The sequence below is a fragment of the Actinomadura latina NBRC 106108 genome, from assembly GCF_001552195.1.
Classification (GTDB): Bacteria; Actinomycetota; Actinomycetes; order Streptosporangiales; family Streptosporangiaceae; genus Spirillospora; species Spirillospora latina.
On sequence record NZ_BCQS01000003.1, the window covers coordinates 239,698 to 262,431 of the forward strand.

Sequence of the window (22,734 nt, forward strand, 5' to 3'; positions counted from 1 at the left end):
TCAGGGGCGGGGCGCCGCGGCGGCGAGGGACGACTCGACGACCGTCCCGGCGTCCCGGCGCAGCGACCTGATCGTGTAGCGGGTGCTGGACACCTGCAGCAGCGCCTGCCGCAGCGGGGTGACCTCCTCCCGGTCGACGCCCGCCTTGATCTCGGCGCGGCGCCGCCGGGTGATCGTGGACAGGTGGCGGTCGAGGTCGGCGAGCTCCTCGTCCAGCTCCTCGACGGGCGTACTGCCCTCCAGGTCGAGTTCGTCGGGTACCTCCAGCAGCGCGGCCGCCTCCTCGAACCGGTCGGCGAGCCGGTCGAGGATCTCGGGGATGGGCCCGGTGTCGACGGCCTCCGCGCGGGACAGCCGCGCGACCGCGATGAGGTGGTCGCGGGTGCGGTGCGCGGCGTCCACGGTGGTCCGCAGCTCGTTGATCAGGTCGGTGTCGGGCACCCGTTCGTGGCCGAGCCGGAGCGCGGTCTCGGCGACGGCCTCCGCCGCCCGCTCGGCCGCGACGATCGTGTCGTGCGTCAGCCGGGTCCGCTCGCCCGCGAGGACGTCCGCGGTGGCCCGGACGAGGTCGGCGTGCGTGCCGAGGAGCCGCCCGAGCTGGACGGGCAGCCGTTCGACGTGCCCGGCGGGCCACAGCAGCCGGACGGCGAGGTAGGCCATGATCGTCCCGGCGAGGGTCAGCGCGATCCGCTCCCCGGCGGTGCGCCAGTCGGCCGGGGTGGAGAAGTCGAGCAGCATCATCGCGAGCGGCGTCCCGAACAGTGCCCAGTAGGCGAAGTTCACCGACCGCATCGCGAACCCGGCCATCGCGAAGACGAAGGCGATCACGGCGACGGTGAGCTGCCCCGGCGCGAGCGTGAGGATGACGGCGGCGGCGGCGGACCCGGCCGCGGTGCCGCCGACGCGCTGGACGAGCCGGTCGACGGTCTCGCCGTAGGTGGCGCGCAGGCTCAGCATCGCGGTGATCGTCGCCCAGTGCCCGTGCGAGAGGCCGAGCGCGGCGGCCACCGCCATCGACACCACCGCCGTCACGAAGACCCGGGACACCTGCCGGAACGCCGGCGACCGGGTGCGGACGGCGCGCCGCACCCGCTCCCACACCGGCATGGGGTCGAGGGTGCCGGGCATCCGCGGCGGCCCGAACCCGATCCGCAGGCCGCCCGCGACGATGCGGCGGTTGGCGGCGACCTCGCCGGCGATGCGGTCGATGGAGCGGCGGACCTGGCTGATCAGCGCGACCGCGATGAGGTCCTCGTCGCCGGCGAGCCCGGCGCGGCGGATGTGCTCGGCGGCCCGCCCCATCCGCCGGACGGCCGCGGACTCCTCCCGGCCGAGCGGCGCCTCGCCGGCCGTCGCGATCCCGCCGGCGAGCAGCCGCAGCCGCGCGGCGAGCGCGGAGATCGCGGTCTGCGTCTCCAGCCGCCACTCGCGGTCCGGCGGATAGTTCTTCGCCGCCTCCAGGACGGCCTGCAGCGTCACCGTCTCGTGCAGGACGCGCGCCAGCCCGTCGATGAGCCGCTCGGGCCGCGTGGGGTCGCTCTTGCCGCGTCCCGTCCGGTACAGCCGGTAGGTGGCGCGCGCCGCCGTCAGCGACTCCGACGCGGCCCGCCGCTTCTTCTCCCAGTCCGGCACCCGGGCGACGGCCAGCAGATCGGGGTCGGTGAGCTCGACGGCCTCCAGCGGCTCCGGGTCGTGCGCGCCGACGTCCTCCGCGACCGCGTCGAGCGCCTCGGCGACGGCGTCGGCGCACTCGGTCAGCGACTCCCGCAGCGGGCGCAGCCGCCGCGCGGGCCACGGCGCGAGCAGCAGCCCGGTGGTGAGCAGCCCGCCGATCAGCTCCAGCAGCCCGATGGCCAGCACGTCCGCGGACGGCGGCCGGACGGCGCTCAGCAGCACCGCGAGCCCCGCCGTGGACCCGATCCGGGGCACCGCGACGCCGAGCGCGATCAGCGGCGGCACGACGATCACGGTGGGCCACAGGTGCCCGCTGAGCAGCCCGCCGACCGCCGCCCCGATCGCGACGACCGCGACGCCGACCGCGAGGCTCCGCGCCTGCGCCCCGTACGGCCCTTCGGGCGCGCGGAGCGCCACCAGGTACGCGCCGAGCGCGATCATCGAGCCCTGCGCCGCGTGCCCGGTCAGCGCCCCCGCGAGCAGCGGCACGGCCACCGCGACGGCCGCGGCCGTCCCGTACATGGGTGACGCGTGCCCGTGCGCCTGGGCAAACGCGTCCCGCACCCGCCGCAGCACCCCGCCGTTCCTCCGCCGTCGCTTCCACCGCGCGAAGATCACTCACCCCGCGCCTCACCCGTACCCCGATGATCACCGGCTAAGGCCGGTGGAAGGGGGGCGCCGCGCGGGCGGAGGGTTACCGGGAGTCCCGCTGGGCGTCGAGAGCGTCGGCGGCCTCGACCTCTTCGCGGGAGATGCCGAGGAGGAAGACGATCGTGTCCAGGTAGGGGACGTTCACGGCGGTGTCGGCGGCCTGCCGGACGACCGGCTTGGCGTTGTAGGCGATGCCGAGGCCGGCGGCCTGGAGCATGTCGAGGTCGTTGGCGCCGTCGCCGATGGCGACGGTCTGGCTGATGGGGATGCGGGCCTCGCGGGCGAAGCGCTCCAGGGCGGTGGCCTTGCCGGCGCGGTCGATGACGCGGCCGGTGACGCGGCCGGTGAGCTTGCCGCCGACGATCTCCAGGGTGTTGGCGGCGGAGTAGTCGATGCCGAGGTCGTCGACGAGCGCGTCGGTGACCTGGGTGAAGCCGCCGGAGACGATCGCGAACTTGTAGTCGAGGCGCTTGAGGGTGCGGACCATCGTGCGGGCGCCGGCGGCGAGGCGGAGCTTGTCGCGGACGTCGTCGATGGCCGACGCGTCGAGGCCCGCCAGGAGCGCGACGCGTTCTCGGAGGGAGCCTTCGAAGTCGAGTTCGCCGCGCATGGCGGCCTCGGTGACCTTGGCGACCTCGTCGAGGCAGCCGGCGTGCTCGGCGAGCAACTCGATGACCTCGCCCTGGATGAGGGTGGAGTCGACGTCCATGACGATGAGGCGCTTGGCGCGCCGGCTGAGGCCGCTCTGCTGGACGGCGACGTCGACCTGCTGCTCGGCGGCCTCGGCGGTGAGGGCGGCGCGGAGCGCGTCGGGGTCGGCTCCGGAGACGTCCATCTCGATGCAGGTGACGGGGTTCTGCGCGAGCCGCTCGATGCGGTCGATGTTGGCGCCGTGCGCGGAGATGCGTCCGGCGATCCCGGCCATGGCGGCGGGCTTCAGGGGCGCGCCGAGGACGGTGACGTGGAGGCGCCCGGTGCGTTTCGGCATCCGCCGGTTGCGGCCCGTGGAGAGCTCGATCTCCATGTCGAGGTCGTTCGCGACGTGTTCGGCGGCGTTCCAGACGCGTCCGATGTCGGCGCCCTCGCTGTAGGCGAGCAGGACGCCGAGGACGAGCCGGCCGCGGATCACGACCTGCTCCACGTCGGCGACCGTGAGCGGGAACTCCGAGAGTGTCCGGAAGAGACGCGATGTCACGCCGGGGCGATCGCGTCCGGTGAGTGTGATGAGCAGCGTGCGCTGTGCTGACCCGTCCATAACTGTTTTCCACGGTACCGGGCGTGACGTGCGGGTCGTGCGCGAGGTCCGGCATGCGAGACGGCTACCGGTCCAGGATCAGGTTGAGGTCGCCGAACTCGTGCCAGAGGTAGCGCTCCGCCAGGGCCGCCTCGTAGGTGGCGGTGAGCAGGTCGTGGCCCGCTATGGCGGTGAGCATCATCAGATGGGACGACTTGGGCTCGTGCAGGCCGGTGAGGAGGCCGTCCACGGCCCGAACGCCGTTCTCCGGGGTGACGATGTGCTCCGTCCAGCCGGAGGACGGGACGACGCGCCCGGAGGCGTCCACGGCCGTTTCAAGGGCGCGGACGGCGGTCGTCCCCACGGCGATCACCCGGCGGCCCTCGGACCGGACGTGTCCGACCAGCGCCGCCGTCGGCTCCGGGATGCTGTACCGCTCCGCGTACGGGGGTTCGTGGGCCTCCGGGGACGCGACGCCGGTGTGCAGCGTGATCGGGGCGATCAGGACGCCGCGCGAGACGAGCCGGGTGACGAGTTCGGGGGTGAACGGGCGGGCGGCGCTCGGCATCTCCGCGCCGCCCGTGGAGCGGTCGTACGCGAAGGCGGTCTGGTAGGCGGCGGCCGGCCAGTCGCGGCGCACGTACCCGTACCTGATCGGCACGCCGTGGCGCCGCAGGTAGGGGACGACGTCGGTGCTCAGCCGGGCCTCCCACAGGCGGCCGGTGCGCCGTCCGACGAGGGTCAGGGTCGCGCCGCCGGGCAGCGGGATCCACTCGCCGGGGGAGCCGCCCTGGTAGGGGCGTCCGGCCTTCCCGGTCAGGCGGCGCAGTTCGACGAGCCACAGCCGGTCGTCGGCGCCGGGCACCGGGGTGGAGAAGTGCACGCTGATCCGGTCGAGCCGGACGGCGGCCGGCAGCGTGGACGAGGTGTTGACGACCAGCAGGTCGCCCGGGTCGAGCAGCGCCGGCAGGTCGCGGAACGGGTGGTGGGCGACCGCGCCGGTCGCGCGCCGGGAGACCAGGAGGCGGACGCCGTCGCGGGTGCGGCCGCCTGTTCCCGAGCCCCGCTCTTCCGGCGGCTCGTGGGCTTCGAGAGCGGCGGGCAGGGTGAATTCGACGGTCATTCCGGGACCTCCAGCCGGAGAGCGGCGATCACCCCGAGGAGGGCGATCGCGCCGAACAGCGCCCCGGCGACGGCGAGGCCGGTGCCGAGCCGGGCGGCTCCGAACCCGGTGACGAGCGCGCCCGCGACGCCGACCACGAGGGACGAGCCGAGGGTGTCGCTGATCTGGAGCGCGGACGAGTTGACGCCCTGCTCGTCCTCCGCCGAGAGGTCGAGGAGCAGGACGGAGAGGCTCCCGATGGCGAAGCCCATCCCGGCGCCGCCGATGATCCACGCGGGCGCGGTGAGCCAGCCGGAGAGCTGGAGCGCGACGGCGGCGAGGACGATCCCGGCGGTGACGAGCACGGCGCCGAGCAGCGCGTAGGACTCGCGGGGGCGCTTGGACCGGCCCTGGATCTGCGACGCCGCCGACCAGCCGAGCGCGCCGACCGTGAGGACGATGCCGGCCTGTGTCGCGCTGAAGCCGTGCAGCCGCGTCAGCGCCAGCGGGATGAACACCTCGGCCCCGAAGAACGCGCCCGAGAGGAGCCCGCGGACGAGGATGACGCTCGGCAGCCCGCGGCGCAGCCGGAGCGTCCCGGCGGGCACGAGCCGCGGCAGCCCGTAGGCCAGGCCCGCGAGCCCCGCCAGGGCGGCGGGCAGCGTCGCCCAGCCCGCGCCGCCGAGGCCGTAGAGGAGGACTCCGGCGCCCGCCGCCACGGCGACGGCGGCGACATGGCGCGACCTGCCGGGCCCCGGGCCGGCGTCCGCGGGCTCGATGCCGCGCAACACCGGAACCAGCAGCAGCGTCGGCGGGACGACCAGCGGGATCAGCCCGAGGAACACCCACCGCCAGCCGATGTGCTCGGCCACGGCCCCGCCGACCGCCGGGCCGATCAGCGACGGCAGCACCCACGCCGCCGACAGCGCCGCGAACACCCGCGACCGCAGCTCCTCCGGGTACACGCGGGCGATCACGACGTACATCGCGACCAGCGAGACGCCGGTGCCGAGGCCCTGCACCGCGCGTCCGGCGACGAACAGCCACATGGACGGCGCCGCGCCCGCGATCACGAGCCCGGCGACGAACGTGCCGAGCCCGATCAGGAGCGGACGGGACGGCCCGGACCGGTCGACCCACCCGCCCGCCAGCACCGTCGACAGCAGGCTCGTGATCAGCGTGGCGCTGAAGCCCCACGCGTACAGCGCCAGGCCGTCCAGGTCGCCCGCGACCACCGGCATGACGGTGCCGACGGCCATGCTCTCGAACGCCAGCAGGGTGACGACCAGCACGATCCCGAACGTCGGACCCCGGAACCCCGCGGTGAGGACGCCCCGCTCGGGAACGGACATCCGCTCATGGTCCAGGACGGCGGTCATCGCCGGTCCGCCAGGTCGGACGCCCGGTACCGGCCGCTCGGCGGCCGGTCGTCGATCAGCCGGCGGAACGCGGCGGCGGCCTCGGACGGCGGCGGCGCGGCGTCGGCGTCCTCCCCGGCGGCGCGCAGCATCCCGGTGTTCATCTCGCCCGGATCCGCCCACCACACGGCCACCTCCGGCTCCTCCGCGGCCAGGACGTTCGACAGCTGCTCCAGCGCCGCCTTGGAGGCCCCGTAGCCGCCCCACGTCTCGTAGTTCTCGACGGCCGCGTCCGAGGTGATGTTGAGGATCGCGCCGCGCCGCCCCCGCAGGCTCGGCAGGACCGCCTGGATCAGCGCGAGCGGCGCCAGCACGTTGGTCGCGAACGTGTCCGCGAGGTCGCCGGCGGGCAGCGAGCCGAGCCGGGGCATCGGCGTCGGCCCGAGGGTGCTCGCGTTGTTGACGAGCAGGTCGAGTCCGCCGGACACCGCCCGGATCAGCTCGGCCCGGTGCGCGGGGTCGGTGACGTCCCCGGCGATGCCGGTCGCGCCGGTCTCGGCCGCGGCCGGGGACAGCGCCGCGGGATCGCGGGCGTCGATGACGAGGTTCCAGCCGTCCCGGGCCAGTTCCCGGGCCAGCGCCCGCCCGAGGCCGCGCGAACCGCCTGTGATCAGTGCCGTTCTCATGCCCTCGACGGTAGGAAGCGGCGCCGTCCCGGGGCATCGGCCGGCCGTTCCCGGGCCGCTGGTCAGTTGGTCCTAGGACCCGGGTCCCGCAAGGACGGATACCGATAGTCGTCCAGGCTGATTCGGGAAGACGCGCCCAGAGAGTACGGTCTTCACAAGCGGGCGCCGCCGAGCGCCCGCAGGGGGGAGCGAGAAGCCGGGATGCAGACCGACGACGGGTGCCGCGGCAGCCAGGGCGCGACCCTGCACGCCGTCAGCTCCGCCGTGCTCGCGGTGACCCGGCACCTGTCCGTGCACGAGGTGCTGCAGGTGATCGTCCGGGCGGCCGCGCAGCTGCTGGACGCCCGGTACGCCGCCCTCGGCGTCCCCGACGACGAGGGCTCGTTCGCCGAGTTCGTCGTCGCCGGCATCTCCGAAGAGCAGTGGGAGCGGATCGGCCCGCTGCCCCGCCAGCACGGCATGCTCGCCGCGATGCTGAAGGGCGACGCGCCGAAGCGGCTCGGCGACATCCGCCGGGAGCCGGAGTTCGAGGGCTGGCCGGTCGCGCATCCCGTCCTGAAGGACTTCCTCGGCGTCCCGATCCGCGACGGCGGCGACGTGCTCGGCATCATCTTCCTGGCCAACAAGCAGGCCCCGGGCGGCTTCACCCAGGACGACGAGGACGTGCTCACCCTGTTCGCCGCGCACGCCGCGATCGCGATGGCGAACGCCCGCCTCCACGAGCACAACCGCGAGCTGACCGTCGTCGCGGAGCGCAACCGGATGGCCCGCGAGCTGCACGACGCGGTCGCGCAGAAGCTGTTCTCGCTGCGGCTCACCGCGCGCACCGCGGCCGCGCTGGCCGAGCGCGACCCGGCGCGGACCGTCCGGGAGCTGGCGCAGGTCGAGCGGCTCGCCGCCGAGGCGCTCGCCGAGCTGCGCGCCGTGATCTTCGAGCTGCGTCCCGCCGACCTCGCGGACGGGCTGGTCGCGTCGCTGCGCAAGCACGTCGAGGTCCTCGACCGGGCGCACGAGGCGACGGTCCGGCTCGCGGCGGACGAGACCGTCGTCCTGCCGGAGGAGCACGAGGCCGTCGCGTTCCGCATCACCCAGGAGGCGCTCTACAACGCGCTGCGACACGCCCGCGCGGAGACCGTCGAGGTCCGTCTCGCCGCACAGGACGCACTGGCCGTGCTGGAGGTCGCCGACGACGGCTCCGGTTTCGACGCGTCCGACACCGAGCACCAGGGCGGGCTCGGGCTCGCCTCCATGCGCGACAGGGCGTACTCCATCGGCGGTGAGCTCACGATCGACGCCGCGCCGGGGAAGGGCACGACCGTCCGGCTGGAGGTGCCGCTGTGACCTCGAAGCCGGGCGCCATCAGGGTCCTCATCGCCGACGACCACCCGGTCGTCCGGCAGGGGCTGCGGACGTTCCTCGGCATCCAGGACGACATCCAGGTCGTCGGCGAGGCCGAGGACGGCGCGTCGGCCGTGACACTGGCCGAATCCCTGGAGCCCGATATCGTGCTCATGGACCTCAAGATGCCGGGCGCCGACGGTCTGGCCGCGCTGACGGAGCTGCGGGCTCGTGGGGTGAAGGCACGGGTCCTGGTCCTCACCAGCGTCACGGAGCGTGGCCACGTGCTGCCGGCCGTGCAGGCGGGTGCGGCCGGGTACCTGTACAAGGACGTCGACCCGCAGGCGCTCGTCCAGGCGATCAGGGCGGTCAACGACGGGCACGTCCTGTTCGCGCCGGACGCGGCCGAGGCGATGCTGCGGGACGGGCCGGCCGGACGCGACGACGACCGCGGCCTGGCCGCGCTGACCGAACGGGAACGGGAGGTGCTCGTGCACATCGCGCGGGGCAGGTCCAACCGGGAGATCGCGCGCGCCCTCGTGGTGTCGGAGAAGACGGTCAAAACGCACGTCAGTAATCTGCTCATGAAACTGGGAGTCCAGGATCGGACGCAGGCGGCGCTCTACGCGGTCCGGCACGGAGTCGGAACGTCCGGCGCGGCCGGGGAAACCGGGGAATCCACCGTCCGCTACTGATACAACTCCTCTGACAGGATCGTCATCGAAATTGGTATGAACGTAGCAATCAGGTACGCAGCAGGCAGCGACATCGGGTGCAACCGGGAGAACAACGAGGACTCCGGTTACGCCGGTGTGCGGTTGATCGCGGTCGCGGACGGCATGGGCGGCTATGCGGGCGGCGAGGTCGCCAGCTCGACCGTCATCGGCTCCCTGCGCTCACTGGACACCGCTGCCCCCAAGGACGATCTTGTTGAGAAGCTGGGCCGCGCCGTGGCCGAGGCCAACGAGAAGCTCCGCATCGTCCGCGAGGAACGTCCCGACCTCAGCCGGATGGGCACCACGCTCACCGCGATGCTCTGGTCCGGCGAGTCCGTGGCACTGGCGCACGTCGGCGACTCGCGCGGCTATCTGCTGCGCGACGGCGAGCTGTTCCAGATGACGCAGGACCACACCATGGACGAGTTGCTCAAGGCGGAGGCGGAGGCGGCGGGCCAGACCGCCGACCCCGCCGAGACGTCGCGGCTGTCGCACGTCCTCTACCGGGTGCTGGACGGCCGGGAGGACCGCGAGCCCGACCTGCGCCTGCGCGAGGCCAGGCTCGGCGACCGGTACCTGCTGTGCTCGGACGGCCTGAGCGGCCCGGTCGACGCGCAGCAGATCTACGAGGTCGTGTCGGCGGAGGCCGACCCGCAGCGCGCCGTGGACCGGCTGATCGAGCTGGCCCGCGACAACGGCGGCCCCGACAACATCACCGCGGTCATCGCCGACGTCGTCGAGGCCGAGCACTTCCACGGCGGCGAGAGCCCCGTGGTCGTCGGAGCGGCGGCGCAGTCCTGAACCGTCGTTCGTCCACCCCCTGGACGAACGCCGCCAGGAGGGGCCGGCCGACGGCCGCGATCGTGATCGCGGCCGTGTCCGGCCGATTTCATGGAACTCTTAGCGGGAAAGAGTGCCCACGTACCTGGCGTTTTGTCTTACTCTTGCCCTGGAGTGGTGTCAGTGCGCACTCGGTAACGGTCCCGTGGCGGATCGTTGCGCGGACTTGACCCGGCTCCGGGTGCACCCGGTATACGGGTCACTCACCAGTCTGTCATCGAGGCGGAGGATTCGTTGGGGGGAGCGCCCGGGGCGGCGGCCACCGGTGCACCAGGCGGTGTGCTCGGGGAGATCGTCAGCCGGACCCTCACCGCAGCGCGGCACGGCCCCATGGGCACGGTGCTGCGCGTTGCGGCGATGGCCGTCGCGGCCATCGGCGCGTCATGGATCCACCGTGTCAACGACCCCGGCGTGCTCTGTCCCCTAAGGGCGCTCACCGGAGTCCCGTGTCCCATGTGCGGGGGCACGACCGTGTTCATCGAGCTCGGCGCGGGCCGTCCGGTCCAGGCCGTCCTCGCGAACCCGGTCGCCCTGACCGGCGCGATCGCCGTCGCCGCCGCACCGCTGGGCCTGGGACGACGGTGGTGGGCACTCCAGCCGAAGACCCGTGCCTGGATGCTCGGCACCGCCCTCGTGGGGTCGGAGCTGTGGCAGCTCGTCCGGTTGGGAGTCCTCCGGGTTTGAGCCGAGGTGAATCCTCGGCCAGACTTGCGGAGCCCACCGGGTCCGGCGGGCGTCACATAACCAAAGGGTCAATCAATAAGGAGCAAGTGTGGGTAACCCCTACGACCCGTACGGTCAGCAGCCGGGCTACGGGCAGCAGCAGCCCGGGTACGGCCAGCAGCCCCCGGCGCAGCCGGGCTACGGTCAGCAGCCCCCGGCCCAGCCCGGCTACGGCCAGCCCCCGGCGCAGCCGGGCTACGGCCAGCCCGCGGCGCAGCCCGGGTACGGTCAGCAGCCCCCGGCGCAGCCGGGCTACGGCCAGCAGCCCCCCGCCCAGCCCGGCTACGGCCAGGAGGTGCACCACCACCACTACGGCTCGACCGGCCAGCTGGCCGAGTGGGGCTCGCGTGCGGGCGGCTACATCATCGACTACCTGATCTTCGCCGGTCCGGTCTTCGTCCTCTACCTGCTCAGCATCATGCTGACGAGCTCCGGCAGCGGCGGCGCGGCGATGCTCGGCCTGCTGTTCATGCTGGTCGGTTTCGCCCTGTCCATCGCCGGCGGCCTCTGGATCTGCTACCAGGAGGGCACGACCGGCCAGTCCATCGGCAAGCGGCAGATGGGCATCCGCCTCATCAGCGCGCAGACCGGCCAGCCCATCGGCTTCGGCATGGCGTTCGTCCGCAAGCTCGCCCACATCGCGGACAGCTTCCTGTGCTACATCGGCTTCCTCTGGCCGCTGTGGGACGACCGCAAGCAGACCTTCGCCGACAAGATCTGCAACACCATCGTCGTCCGCGCCTGACCGACGGCACACGAGCGGGGCGTCCTGCGGGGCGCCCCGTTTCGCATGCGCGGCTAGCGCTCCGTTTCGGGGACCGGGTCGAAGGCGCTGTTGCAGGAGGCGACCAGGGCGCGGCGGACGGCGGAGTCCAGGAGGCGCAGGGCCTCGCCGCGGCGGTGCATCTGGTCGGCGCTGAGGCCGCGGTCGTCCAGCTGCCGCGCCAGGTCCACGACGAGGGACAGCCGGCCGGCGAGCGCGGCGACGCGGTGGGCGCGCTGCGGGTAGCCGGGGGCGAGCGGGTGGTCGCCGCGGTCCGGGTCGCGCAGGTCGACGAGCGCGTCCGCGATCTCGGGCGGCACGCCGGTGAAGTCGTCCACGGTCAGCAGCGCCTCGGTGGCGTCCCGCATGGCGAGGGTGAGCCGCCGGTCGGCCTCGGCGAGGGACGGGACGTCCGGCGGCCCCGCCGACGCCTCGTGCGGCGTCCAGCGGACGCCGACGTAGGAGGAGCCGCGCCGGTCCTCGGCGGGGACGAGGCCCATCGCCCGCCCGTCCAGGACGGCGACGACGGCGGCGCCCGCCTCGATCGCCGCGGCGTTGAACGCGGGCGGCCCGGTCAGCCCCAGCGGGTCGCCGGGTTCGGGCAGCGCCAGCCGCAGCGCCGACAGCCCGCCGACGCGCAGGTCGCCGAGGCCGCGGCGCAGCGTCACCTCGGCGGGCTCGCCGCCGAGGATCTGCGGACCGGCGCCCTTCTCGACCGCGTCGACCGCCTCGTCCAGGCCGACGTGCCCGGTCAGCCAGGCATTGCCCCAGGCGACCAGCGACGTCGCTACGGCCCCGCTCATCCTGTCGTGCTCATTCTCGGCCTCTCCGCAACGGGCATGCGAACCACGATAAGCGCTCGGATCCCCGGTTCCGCCGGACGTAAGGGACCTATCGCGGCGGGGGAGCACCGTGGGACCGCCGTTTCCACCGGGGATCCGGGGGGCCGCGGACGGGCCGGATCACATAGGTTCTTTCCTGAGAGCGAGATCACGGACGACCCGGATTGGGGACGAAGGCACGCGATGGCCGGCGAGGTACTTCAGCTCCGCGGAGTCGGGGTGAGGCGCGGCGGGGCGACCCTGCTGCGCGATGTCACATGGACGGTGGACGAGGGCGACCGATGGGTCATCCTCGGCCCGAACGGAGCCGGGAAGACGACGCTGCTCCAGATCGCCGCCGCGATGATGCATCCCACCGAGGGCACGGCCGAGATCCTGGAGGAGGAGATCGGCCGCACCGACGTGTTCGAGCTGCGTCCCCGCATCGGCATCGCCAGCTCGTCCGTCGCGGAGAAGGTCCCGGCCGGCGAGACGGTCGTCGACCTGGTGCTGACCGCCTCGTACGCGATCATCGGCCGCTGGCGGGAGGAGTACGACTCGACCGACGTGGGCCGCGCCGTGGCGCTGCTGGAGGCGCTCGGCTGCGCCGACCTGATCCGGCGGACGTTCGACACGCTGTCGGAGGGCGAGCGCAAGCGCGTCCAGATCGCCCGCGCCCTCATGCCGGACCCCGAGCTCCTGCTGCTGGACGAGCCCGCCGCCGGCCTCGACCTCGGCGGCCGGGAGGCCCTCGTCGCCCGCCTCGCCGAGCTGGCCGGCGATCCGGCCGCCCCCACGATGGCGATGGTCACGCACCATGTGGAGGAGGTCCCCGACGGCTTCACGCACGCGCTGCTCCTGCGCGCCGGACAGATCGTCGCGCAGGGCAAGGTGGACGAGGTCTTCACCCCCGAGCACCTCTCGGACACGTTCGGGCTGCCGCTGACGATCGACCGCCGGAACGGCCGCTGGTACGCCCGCTCCCTGCGCTGAACGCACCCCGCGTGCGGGGTGAACTGCGGCCTTACCTACCATCGTGGGGCCGTTGCGAATTCGTGGGACCGGAGTGGGTGCGCCTTGGACGTCCTTGACGCGACCGCGGTGTTCGCCGCCGGGGTCGCCGCCGGCGGGATCAACGCCATCGTCGGCTCCGGCTCCCTGATCACCTTCCCGACGCTGGTGGCGCTCGGGTACCCGCCGGTCATGGCGAACGTCTCCAACAACGTGGGCCTGGTGTCGGGCAACGTCAGCGGCGCGTACGGGTACCGCCGGGAGCTCGGCGGGCAGCGCCGCCGGATTCTGCGGCTCGGCAGCGCCTCGCTGCTCGGCGCGATCGCGGGCGGGCTGCTGCTGCTGGCGCTGCCGCCCGAGGCGTTCGACGTCATCGTGCCCGGGCTGATCGCGATCGCGCTGGTGCTCGTGGTCGTCCAGCCCCGGCTCCAGGCGTGGCTCAAGGGGCGCCGGGAGGAGGGCGCCGCGCACCGCCCGGACGGCGGCCCGCTGCTGTGGCTGGGCGTGCTGGCCACCGGCGTGTACGGCGGGTACTTCGGGGCGGCGCAGGGCATCGTGCTCATCGCGCTGCTGGGCATCGCGCTGGACGACGACCTGCAGGTGCTGAACGGCGTCAAGAACGGGATGGCGGCCATCGTCAACGGCACGGCCGCACTGCTGTTCACGCTGATGTGGCTGCTCGGCCGGACGGAGATCAGCTGGTGGGCGGTGCTGCTGATCGCGATCGGCTCCACGGTCGGCGGGCTGCTCGGCGCGCGGCTCGGCCGGCGCATCCCGCCGCTGGTGCTGCGCGGCGTGATCGTGGCCGTCGGCGTAATCGCGATCGTCGAGCTGCTGACCAACTGAGCCGCCGGCCGACCGAGCCGCCGGCCGACTGAGCCGCCGGCCGACCGAGCCGCTGACCGACTGAGCTGCGCCTTCCGGGGATTGCCGGACCCGCGTTCGGGGTATAACTCGAACATAGGTTCGAACATGCGGAGGCAGTGCGGATGAAGGGCGACTGGGTCGAGATCGTGGTCGACGTCGGCGGCACGGCCACCAGGACCTACGAGGTGACCGCGACCCGCGCCGGCCGCCGGGTGGAGATCGGCAACCGGCGCGGGGTGATCGAGGTCAGCGAGGTGACCCGCACGGGCACCGCGGTCCGCACGGCCCGCTTCATGTCCAACCGCGTCCTGGCGCTCGTGGAGCATCCGGTGTCCGACGAGCGGGGCGAGCGGCCGGGATAGCGGGTGGCCGGGACAGCGGGCCGCCGCGCTACAGGTCGAGGACGAGGCGGCCGGAGGTGCAGCGGCCCACGCAGATCATCATCGTCCGGCCCTCGGCCCGCTCCTCGTCGGTGAGCAGCGAGTCGCGGTGCTCGGGCTCGCCGGCCAGCACGCGCGTCTCGCACGCGCCGCAGTAGCCCTTCTCGCAGTCGTACGACAGCCCCGGGACCGCCTCCTGGACCACCTCGATGAGCCGCCGGTCGGCGGGGACCCGCAGCGTCCGGCCCGTCCGGGCGAGGTGGACGTCGAACTCGGTGTTGAGCGCCGGGTCGAACGCCACCTCCAGCGAGTCGTCGCCCGTGAAGCGCTCCACGTGCAGGCGGGGCCGGAGGCCCAGCTCGTCGCAGGCGCGCTCGGCCGCCGCGATCATCGGGGCCGGCCCGCAGCAGTAGATCGCGGTGGCGGGCCCGGCCTCCGCGAGGACGGCCGCCAGGTCCGGGATGCCGGTCTCGTCCTGGGGCAGCAGCCGCAGCCGGTCGCCGGCGAGCGCGGCGAGTTCGTCCCGGAAGGCCATCGTGGCGCGGGTCCGGCCGCCGTAGACGACCCGGTAGCCGGCGCCGCGCCGGGCGACCTCGCGCACCATCGCCAGGATGGGCGTGACGCCGATCCCGCCCGCCAGGAACAGGTAGGACTCCGCGTCCACCAGCGGGAAGTGGTTGCGCGGGCCGTGGACGCCGAACGAGGCGCCCGCCCGGGCGAGCGCGTGCACCTCCGCCGAGCCGCCCCGGCCGCCGGCCTCCCGCAGCACCGCCACCCGGTAGCGCGCGGCGTCCGCCGGGTCGCCGCACAGCGAGTACTGCCGGACGCGTCCGGACGGCAGCCGCAGCTCGAGGTGAGCGCCCGGCTCCCACGCGGGAAGCTCGCCGTCGGCGGGCGCCAGCGTGAGGGCGAGCACGTCGTCGGCGGGCCGCTCGACGTGCGTCACGGTCAGCTCGTACGGGGCGCCGGTCGCGGCGGCCGGCACCGGGGCGCCGGCGGCGCGCGGGCCGGGGGTGAAGACGGCCGGGATCGCGTCCCAGCCCTTCTGGTTGCCGCTGGTCGGGTAGCCGACGAGGCCGTCCTCCAGCACCCGGAAGTCCGGCAGCCGGGTCAGCACCTGCGTGATCATCTCTTGGAACATGGCGCGGGCGAGGTGGGCGCCGGCGCAGCGGTGCGAGCCGATGCCGAAGCTGAGGTGCCGGGACGCGTCGCGGTCGAGCCGGACCTCGGCGGGCTCGGGGAACACGGCCGGGTCGTGGTTGGCGGCCACCCACGGGATGAGGACGCGCTCGCCCGCCCGGACGGGGCAGCCGCCGACCTCGGTGTCGGCGAGCGCGGTCCGGGCCATCGACTGGGACGGCGCGAACGCGCGCAGGAACTCCTCGGTGGCCCGCTCCAGCAGGTCGGGCGACTCGATGAGGCGCCGCCGCTGGGCGGGGTCGCGGCTCAGGTGGACGAGCACCGACCCGGTCAGGGAGGTCGTGGTGTCGACGCCGCCCGCGATGAGCAGCCCGATGACCGAGACGAGGCCGTCCTCGGCGAACGGCTCGCCGGCGTCGTCGCGGGCGGTCGCCAGCGCGCTCACCGCGTCCCGCGCGGGCTCGGCGCGCCGGTCGCGGATCAGCTCGCGGATGCGCCGCTCCATGTAGGCGAGGCCCCGCGCGCCGCGCATCGCGCGCTCGCTGCCCGCGGTGGCGGCGAAGATGTCGTGGATCGGTCCGGCCAGCCGCGCCCAGTCCTGCTCGGGGAAGCCCAGCCAGTCGAGGGTGACGGCGGCGGGCACCGGGTTGGTCAGGTCGCGGACGAGGTCGGCGGAGCCGTGCTCGATGAACGCGTCCACCGCGCGGGCGGCGTGCCGGGCGATCATCGGCCGCAGCCGGTCGACCGCGGCCGGGGTGAGCAGCGGGTTGATGAGGTCGCGGTAGCCGGTGGAGCGGGGCGGGTCCAGCTCGATCGGGTACTGCTCCAGCCCCGGCCCGCTCGGGATGACGATGGCGACGCCGTCCACGCCGGTCGCGGCGCGCGAGGAGGAGAAGGCGCCGTCGTCGCGGGCGATCCGCGACACGTCGGCGTACCGCGTGGTGTAGACGAAACCGCCGTGCGCGGGGGTGCGGCCCACCGGACAGGACTCCCTGTACGCGGCGTAGTAGCCGACCGGGTCGGCGGTGCATTCGGCCGAGTGGTGATCGAAGGGTGTCATGTGCGCGACTCCTGATGCGCGGGGTTCCGCGCGGTGTTGCCCAGCCGCGCCACTGGGGGTCTCAGAAGGTGAGGACGGCCTTGCCGGCCGTGCCGTGCCGGGCGGCGTCGACGGCCTCGCCGATCCGCTCGAACGGGAAGTGCGCGACGATCCGGTCCACCGGGAAGCGGCCCGCCGCGTGCAGGGCGAGCAGTTCGGGCACGAAGACCTGCGGGACGGCGCCGCCGATGATGCCGGTGATCGTGCGGCCGTTCAGCACGCTGCGCCAGTCGAAGGTCATCTCCTCGCTGGGGCCGACGCCGATGACGCCGCAGGTGCCGAGCGGGCCGAGCGCCTCGACGGCGGTGCGCAGGACGTCCGCGCGGCCGGTGGTGTCGACGGCGAAGTCGAAGCCGTCCGGCGCGATGGAGCGCAGCTCGTCCGCGGCGCCGCCGCCGCCGGTCACGCCGTGGGTCGCGCCGAGTGAGCGGGCGGTGGCGAGCCGCTCGGTGTTGAGGTCGACGACGGCGATGGTCGTGCACCCGCTGAGGACGGCCGCGAGGACCGACGCGACGCCGACCGCGCCCGCCCCGAAGACCGCGATGGACGAGCCGGGCGAGGGGCGCAGCACGTTCAGCACGCCGCCCGCCCCGGTCTGGAAGCCGCAGCCGAACGGCCCGGCGAGCGTGAGGTCGGCGTCCTTGCCGATGGGCACCACGGCGCGCGCGGGGGCGATGACGTGGTCGGCGAACGACGACTGGCCGAGGAAGTGGGCGTTGATCTCCGTACCGTCCATCGAGACGGCGGAGGTACCGTCGGGTCTCCGTCCGCTGAAATTGAGCGCGTCGAACCGCGTGCAGTAGCCAGGGGAACCGGTCAGGCAGGGCCGGCAGCGGCCGCACGAGGCGAACGACAGCGCCACGTGGTCGCCGGGCGCGATCCCGGTGACCTGGTCGCCGGCCCGCTCGACGGTCCCGGCGCCCTCGTGCCCGAACACGGCGGGGGCGGCGGAGAACGTCGCGAACTCCAGGTCGGTGGCGCAGACGCCGACCGCGCTCAGCCGGACGAGGACCTCGTCCGGGCGGGGCGGCCCGAGTTCGACGTCCCGGAGGACGAAGGGCTCACCAGGCCGGTCCAGCACGGCGGCGGTGACGCGCATGAGAATTCCCCCAGCACATTTCACAGAAAGATACGGCATCTTGACATGCGGGATAGGTGCGGTCAAGGATTCCGGCATGTCCCCACTTGAAATCCCGGTCTCCCAGCAGCTCATCGACGGTGCGTGGACCCCAGCCGGGAACGGCGCGGGCCTTCCCGTCCTCGATCCGGCGAACGGCCGTCCCCTCCAGGAGATCGCCCGCGGGGGCGCGGCGGACGTCGACGCGGCGGTCGCCGCGGCCCGGCGCGCGTTCCCCGGCTGGGCCGCGACCTCGGCGTCCGAGCGCGGCGCGCTGCTGGGCCGCTGGGCGGCGCTGATCATGGAGCGGGTCGAGGAGCTGGCCCGGGTCGAGGCGCGGGACGTGGGCAAGCCGCTGTCCGGCGGCCGGCTGAACACGTTCATCGCGCACGGCATCGTCGAGTACTTCGCCGGCGCGGCCGACAAGCTCACCGGCGTCACGCTGCCCACCCGCACCCCGGACTACCTGGGCTTCACGATCCCCGAGCCGTACGGTGTGTGCGCGGTCGCCATCCCCTGGAACGTTCCGATGCTGCTGGCCGCCGCCAACGTCGCGCCCGCGCTCGCGGCCGGCAACACGGTCGTGCTCAAGCCGTCCGAGATCGCCCCGCTCGGGCCGATGGCGCTGGCCGAGCTGGCGCGCGGAGCCGGGTTCCCGCCCGGCGTCCTCAACGTGGTCACCGGGCTCGGCACGGAGGCGGGCGTCGCGCTCACCGCGCACCCCGGCGTCGACCACATCAGCTTCGTCGGCTCGACCGTCACCGGCCGCGCGGTGATGCGCGCCGCGGCGGCCAACCTGGTGCCGGTCAAGCTGGAGCTGGGCGGCAAGTCGCCGAACGTGGTGTTCGCGGACGCCGACCTCGACGCGGCGATCCCGGCGATCGTCGGGTCCATCACCGAGAACGCCGGCCAGAACTGCTACGCGGGCTCGCGGCTGCTCGTCGAGGAGCCGGTCCGCGCCGAGGTGACCGAGCGCGTGGTGGCGGGCATGCGCGCCGTCCGGCTCGGCACCTGGGACCAGGACCTCGACATGGGGCCGCTGGTCAGCCGGGCCCAGTACGAGCGGGTCCTCGGCTTTCTGGAGGAGGCGCCTCGCGCGGGCGCCCGCGTGCTGACCGGCGGCGTGAAGGGCGAGGTGCCGGACGGCGGCTGGTTCGTCGCGCCGACCGTCCTGGACGACGTGGACCCCGGCATGCGGGTCGTCCGCGAGGAGGTCTTCGGGCCGGTCCTGACCATCCAGGGCTTCACCGGCACCGGCCAGGCGGTCGAGCTGATGAACGGCACCGACTTCGGGCTGCTGGCGTGCGTGTGGACCGATGACGTGTCGCGGGCGCTGCGCGTGGCCGGGGACGTGCGGTCCGGGCAGGTCGCGGTGAACCAGTTCCACGACGCGGGCGTGATCGGTTTCCCGTTCAACATGCAGAAGGACAGCGGGTTCAGCGCGGGCGGCGGTTACGCGGCCCTGCGCGAGTACACGCGGGAGAAGGCGGTGGCGGTCCGGCTGCTGGACCGCTGAGGGTTTTGCTCCGGGGTGTTGACACGCCCACGCGGCGAGGTTCAGAGTGTGCGTCACATTGCGAGTCGCTGGTTCGCAATGCGAGATGAGTTCGACGGCGGAATCGGCCGGAGGTCCTGGTGAGAGCACTGGTCCAGACTGCGTTCGGCGGCCCGGAGGTGGTGTCGCTGCGACGCGTCCCCGACCCGGTCCCCGGGCCGCGGGACGTGCTCGTGCGCGTCGGGGCCTGCGCGCTGAACCGGCTGGACGTCCTGCAGCGGCGCGGCCCGGCCGTGCTGCCCGGCTTCCGCCTCCCGCACATCGCCGGGATGGACGTCGCCGGGCACGTCGAGGCGGCCGGCGGCGAGGTGCCCGGCGTCGCGGCCGGCGACCGCGTCGTCATCGACCCGACGCTCGGCTGCGGGACGTGCCGCCGGTGCGGCGCCGGCGAACCCGGGCACTGCACCTCGGTCCGCGTCGTCGGCGGCAACATCGCCGGCGGGTTCGCCGAGTACGTCGCGGTGCCCGCGCGGCTCGTCCACCGCGTCCCCGACCACGTCGGGCTCGCCGAGGCCGCCGCGCTGCCCTCGGCGTGGAGCACCGCCTGGCACGCCACGCTGACCGTCGGCGCGGTGACCGCCGGGGAGACCGTGCTGGTGCAGGCCGCCGCGAGCGGGGTGAGCATCGCCGCCGTCCAGCTCGCCAAGCGCGCCGGGGCCCGGGTGGTCGCGGTCGCCGGCAGCGACGCCAAGCTCGCGCTCGCCGGGGACCTCGGCGCCGACCTGCTGGTCCACGGCGACGCCGACGTGCCGGCGGCGGTGCGCCGCTACACCGGCGGCGAGGGCGCCGACGTCGCGCTCGACCACGTGGGCGCGGCGACCTGGCAGGCGTCGATGGACTCCCTGCGCGCCGGCGGCCGGCTGGTGACGTTCGGCAACACCACCGGCGACGAGGTCACGATCTCCCTCGCGGGCGTCTACCACCGCGGGCTCCGGCTGCTCGGGTCGGGCGCCTACACCGAGGCCGAGTTCGCCGCGATGCTCGCCGCCTACTACGGCGGCGGCCTGCGGGTCGTCCGGATGGCCGAGTACGGGCTGGACGAGCTGCCCGCCGCGTTCGCCGCCGCCGAGTCGCGCACGGCCATCGGCAAGGTCCTGGTCCGCCCATGACCGAAGCCTCCCTCGCACCCTCCCCCGAAGCATCCCTCCTGGTCACCGGCGGCACGGTCGTGACGATGGCGCCGGACCGCGCGGTCGTCACCGGCGCCACCGTCGCGGTCACGGGCGACCGCATCACGGCGATCGGCCCGTACCGGACGCTCCGCGCCGGGCACCCCGGCGCCGCCGAGCTGGACGCGGCCGGCTGCGTCGTCATCCCCGGCCTGATCAACGCGCACCAGCACTGCACCGTGGACCCGCTGATCCGCAGCGTCATCCCGGACGACATCGACGCCCAGGAGGCGATCTTCGGCTGGGCGGTGCCGCTGCACGCCCTGGTCACCGGCGACGACGACGAGCTGTCCGCGGCCCTCACCGCCGCCGAGTCGCTGCTGCGCGGGGTCACCACCGTCCTGGAGCCGGGCACCGTCGCCCATCCCGGCCGGGTCGCCGCCGGGCTGGCCGCGGCCGGGATCCGGGGACGCGTCGGCGGCTGGGGCTGGGACGCCCCGGACGTCCCGTACTCCCTGCCCGCCGCCGAGGCGCTGGCCCGGCAGGAGGAGACGGTGCGGAGCCTGCCCCGCGACGGCCTCGTCACCGGCTGGATCACCCTGGTCGGCCACGACCTCGTCAGCGACGAGCTGTTCGCCGGCGCGGCGGACCTGGCCGAACGGCTCGGCACGGCGATGACCTGGCACATGTCCCCCGGTCCGGGCGACGCCGAGTCCTACCTGCGGCGCACCGGCGCCCGCCCGCTCGTGCACCTGCGCCGGCTCGGCGTGCTCGGGCCGCGGCTGCTGCTCGGGCACGCGGTGTGGCTCGACGACGACGAGGTCGCCGCCGTCCTGGAGACCCGCACCGCCGTGGCGTCCTGTCCCGGCGCCTACCTGCGGCTCGGCCAGGGCTACACGCGGGCCGGGCGGCACGGCGAGCTGGTCCGCCGCGGCGGCCGGGTCGCGCTCGGCTGCGACGCCCACAACGCCGGCGACGCGCCCGACGTGCTGCGCGCCGCCGGGCTGCTGGCCGGCCTGGAGAACGACCGCGGCGGCTGGCCGCTGCGCGCCGACGAGGCGTTCGCGCTGGCCACCCGCGGCGGCGCCGAGGCGGCCGGCCTCGGCGGCCTGACCGGCTCGATCGAGGTCGGCAAGGCCGCCGACCTGGTCGTCCTCGACGCCCGCGACCTCGCCTGGGCACCGCCCGGCGACCTCGCGGCGCACCTGGTGTGGGGCGCCCCGAGCCACACCGTCCGCGACGTCGTCGTCGCCGGGCGGACCGTGGTGCGGGACCGCCGGCTCACCACCCTCGACACCGGCGCACTGCGCCGGGAAGCGGCGGAACGGTCGGCCGCGCTGCTGCGCGCGGCCGGCCTGGACGTCCCCCGCCGCTGGCCGGTGATCCCCGCGGACGCTCCGCGGGGACCCGGCGACCACGGCTCCCGCCCCCTCCCACGTTCGACCGTCCGATCGAAAGGACCCTGTGGTGAAGAACCGTAAACCGGTACGGATCGCGGGCGCTGCGTTCGCGTGCGCCACCCTGTTCGCGCTGGCCGGCTGCGCCGAGACCGACGCCACCGCCAACCAGAGCACCGGTAGCGGCGGGGCGGGCGGCGTGCTGCCCGGCGAGCCCGACGTCAACGGCGACGGCAAGGTCGTCATCGGCGTGCTCAGCCCCGGCGACATCAACGACAACGGCTACTACGAGAGCTTCGTGACCGGTGCCGAGAGCTTCGCCAAGGCGAAGGGCTGGACGGTCATCAAGCGCGGCAGCGTCCCCGAGAGCGAGGCGCTCAGCGCGGCCCGCGCCCTCTGCCAGCAGAAGGTGGACATGGTCGCGCTCGGCGCGTCCGAGCTGAAGGACGCGATCCCCGCCTCGGAGGAGGCGGTGTGCCAGAAGACCACCTGGTACGTCCCGAGCTCCGGCAACGTCCAGCAGACCCCCAAGATCATGCTGTCCACCGACGACCCGGCGCAGAGCATCCTGTCGGCCGGGTACGCGACCGGCGTCCTGATGCAGGCGCGCGGCACCAAGAAGGCCGCGTTCGTGGCCGGCATGGAGCTCGACTTCAACATCAACGCCTCCAAGGCGTTCAAGGCGGGCATCCGCTCGGTGATCCCGGACGCGACCGTCACCACCACCTACGCCGGCGACCAGGACGACGCCGCCAAGGCCAAGGAGGCCGTGCAGGCGCAGATCGACCAGGGCGTCGGGGCCGTCTACCCGTACCTCGGCGGCTCCACCGACGCCGCCACGAAGCTCGCCAACACCAAGAAGCTCATCACGCTGACCCCGGGCACCGACCGGTGCGCCTCCACCGACCCGAAGTTCGACCTCTCGGTGCTGTTCAGCCCCGGCGACTACTTCACCGAGGCGCTGAAGCTGTTCGAGGCCGGGAAGCTCGAAATGGGCGTGCAGAAGGTGTGGACGATCGGCAAGGACCCGTACCCCACCGTCAAGCTCTGCGGCGACGACGCCGAGGCCAAGCAGAAGATCGAGGCGTTCATGCGGGACATCGCGAGCGGGAAGATCGACGCCGCCGCGGAAGTGGAGAGGCTCGGCGGCTGA

At 74.1% G+C, this 22,734-nt stretch carries 20 protein-coding genes; 12 read left to right on the forward strand and 8 right to left on the reverse strand.

The window, feature by feature from the left end:
- The 5 genes from AL2_RS01870 to AL2_RS01890 form a co-directional block, all read right to left on the reverse strand.
- Entirely contained in the window at positions 1-2,250 is a 2,250-nt protein-coding gene (locus tag AL2_RS01870; RefSeq protein ID WP_067628478.1) for an FUSC family protein, read from the reverse strand.
- Positions 2,251-2,368: 118 nt separating this feature from the next.
- Positions 2,369-3,580: a phosphoserine phosphatase SerB gene (serB, locus tag AL2_RS01875; protein ID WP_067628480.1), complete on the reverse strand. Its 1,212-nt coding sequence runs from the start codon at positions 3,578-3,580 to the stop codon at positions 2,369-2,371.
- A gap of 64 nt (positions 3,581-3,644) precedes the next feature.
- The gene (locus AL2_RS01880) at positions 3,645-4,682 is read right to left on the reverse strand and encodes an S-adenosylmethionine:tRNA ribosyltransferase-isomerase (RefSeq protein WP_067628482.1); all 1,038 of its coding nucleotides are present in this window, start codon (positions 4,680-4,682) and stop codon (positions 3,645-3,647) included.
- Complete coding sequence (locus AL2_RS01885; protein ID WP_067628484.1) at positions 4,679-6,040, reverse strand: MFS transporter; 1,362 nt, start codon at positions 6,038-6,040, stop codon at positions 4,679-4,681. Before AL2_RS01885 ends, AL2_RS01880 begins: the two co-directional genes overlap by 4 nt.
- The gene (locus tag AL2_RS01890) at positions 6,037-6,705 is read right to left on the reverse strand and encodes an SDR family NAD(P)-dependent oxidoreductase (RefSeq protein ID WP_067628486.1); all 669 of its coding nucleotides are present in this window, start codon (positions 6,703-6,705) and stop codon (positions 6,037-6,039) included. The genes AL2_RS01885 and AL2_RS01890 overlap by 4 nt, the downstream gene beginning before the upstream one ends.
- A 201-nt stretch (positions 6,706-6,906) precedes the next feature.
- Here AL2_RS01890 and AL2_RS01895 point away from each other — a divergent pair, with 201 nt between their 5' ends.
- The 5 genes from AL2_RS01895 (at position 6,907) to AL2_RS01915 (ending at position 11,067) form a co-directional block, all read left to right on the forward strand.
- On the forward strand, positions 6,907-8,046 hold the full coding sequence (locus tag AL2_RS01895) for a GAF domain-containing sensor histidine kinase (protein ID WP_067628488.1): 1,140 nt from the start codon (positions 6,907-6,909) through the stop codon (positions 8,044-8,046).
- Positions 8,043-8,738, forward strand: coding sequence for a response regulator (locus AL2_RS01900; RefSeq protein WP_067628490.1), 696 nt, complete (start codon positions 8,043-8,045; stop codon positions 8,736-8,738). The genes AL2_RS01895 and AL2_RS01900 overlap by 4 nt, the downstream gene beginning before the upstream one ends.
- A 36-nt stretch (positions 8,739-8,774) precedes the next feature.
- A complete protein-coding gene (locus AL2_RS01905) occupies positions 8,775-9,560 on the forward strand; it encodes a PP2C family protein-serine/threonine phosphatase (protein WP_083945841.1) in 786 nt (261 codons plus the stop codon).
- 318 nt (positions 9,561-9,878) lie between these two features.
- Entirely contained in the window at positions 9,879-10,283 is a 405-nt protein-coding gene (locus AL2_RS01910) for a DUF2752 domain-containing protein (protein ID WP_245666254.1), read from the forward strand.
- Between the two features lie 88 nt (positions 10,284-10,371).
- Positions 10,372-11,067: an RDD family protein gene (locus AL2_RS01915; protein ID WP_067628494.1), complete on the forward strand. Its 696-nt coding sequence runs from the start codon at positions 10,372-10,374 to the stop codon at positions 11,065-11,067.
- 53 nt (positions 11,068-11,120) lie between these two features.
- Here AL2_RS01915 and AL2_RS01920 read toward each other — a convergent pair whose 3' ends face one another.
- Complete coding sequence (locus tag AL2_RS01920) at positions 11,121-11,888, reverse strand: Rv1486c family protein (protein WP_067628496.1); 768 nt, start codon at positions 11,886-11,888, stop codon at positions 11,121-11,123.
- Positions 11,889-12,110: 222 nt separating this feature from the next.
- Here AL2_RS01920 and AL2_RS01925 point away from each other — a divergent pair, with 222 nt between their 5' ends.
- The 3 genes from AL2_RS01925 to AL2_RS01935 all read left to right on the forward strand — a co-directional run bounded on the left by AL2_RS01925 (position 12,111) and on the right by AL2_RS01935 (position 14,146).
- A complete protein-coding gene (locus tag AL2_RS01925) occupies positions 12,111-12,899 on the forward strand; it encodes an ABC transporter ATP-binding protein (RefSeq protein ID WP_067628497.1) in 789 nt (262 codons plus the stop codon).
- A gap of 84 nt (positions 12,900-12,983) precedes the next feature.
- Positions 12,984-13,763, forward strand: coding sequence for a sulfite exporter TauE/SafE family protein (locus AL2_RS01930; RefSeq protein ID WP_067628500.1), 780 nt, complete (start codon positions 12,984-12,986; stop codon positions 13,761-13,763).
- A 143-nt stretch (positions 13,764-13,906) separates the two neighbouring features.
- On the forward strand, positions 13,907-14,146 hold the full coding sequence (locus tag AL2_RS01935; RefSeq protein ID WP_067628502.1) for a DUF8836 family protein: 240 nt from the start codon (positions 13,907-13,909) through the stop codon (positions 14,144-14,146).
- A 28-nt stretch (positions 14,147-14,174) separates the two neighbouring features.
- Here the strand turns inward: AL2_RS01935 and AL2_RS01940 are convergent, their stop codons facing one another.
- The gene (locus AL2_RS01940) at positions 14,175-16,364 is read right to left on the reverse strand and encodes a cytochrome P450/oxidoreductase (RefSeq protein WP_067628504.1); all 2,190 of its coding nucleotides are present in this window, start codon (positions 16,362-16,364) and stop codon (positions 14,175-14,177) included.
- Positions 16,365-16,425: 61 nt separating this feature from the next.
- Complete coding sequence (locus AL2_RS01945; RefSeq protein ID WP_067628506.1) at positions 16,426-17,502, reverse strand: NAD(P)-dependent alcohol dehydrogenase; 1,077 nt, start codon at positions 17,500-17,502, stop codon at positions 16,426-16,428.
- A gap of 76 nt (positions 17,503-17,578) precedes the next feature.
- On the opposite strand from AL2_RS01945, the gene AL2_RS01950 reads away from it, so the two are divergent.
- The 4 genes from AL2_RS01950 to AL2_RS01965 all read left to right on the forward strand — a co-directional run bounded on the left by AL2_RS01950 (position 17,579) and on the right by AL2_RS01965 (position 22,734).
- Positions 17,579-19,036: an aldehyde dehydrogenase family protein gene (locus AL2_RS01950; RefSeq protein ID WP_067628508.1), complete on the forward strand. Its 1,458-nt coding sequence runs from the start codon at positions 17,579-17,581 to the stop codon at positions 19,034-19,036.
- Positions 19,037-19,155: 119 nt separating this feature from the next.
- Positions 19,156-20,184 carry a zinc-binding dehydrogenase gene (locus tag AL2_RS01955; RefSeq protein ID WP_067628510.1) on the forward strand — a complete coding sequence of 343 codons (1,029 nt, stop codon included), beginning with the start codon at positions 19,156-19,158 and terminating at the stop codon, positions 20,182-20,184.
- Positions 20,181-21,665, forward strand: a complete 1,485-nt coding sequence (locus tag AL2_RS01960; protein WP_067628512.1) for an amidohydrolase family protein — start codon at positions 20,181-20,183, stop codon at positions 21,663-21,665. The genes AL2_RS01955 and AL2_RS01960 overlap by 4 nt, the downstream gene beginning before the upstream one ends.
- Entirely contained in the window at positions 21,652-22,734 is a 1,083-nt protein-coding gene (locus tag AL2_RS01965; protein ID WP_067628513.1) for a BMP family ABC transporter substrate-binding protein, read from the forward strand. Before AL2_RS01960 ends, AL2_RS01965 begins: the two co-directional genes overlap by 14 nt.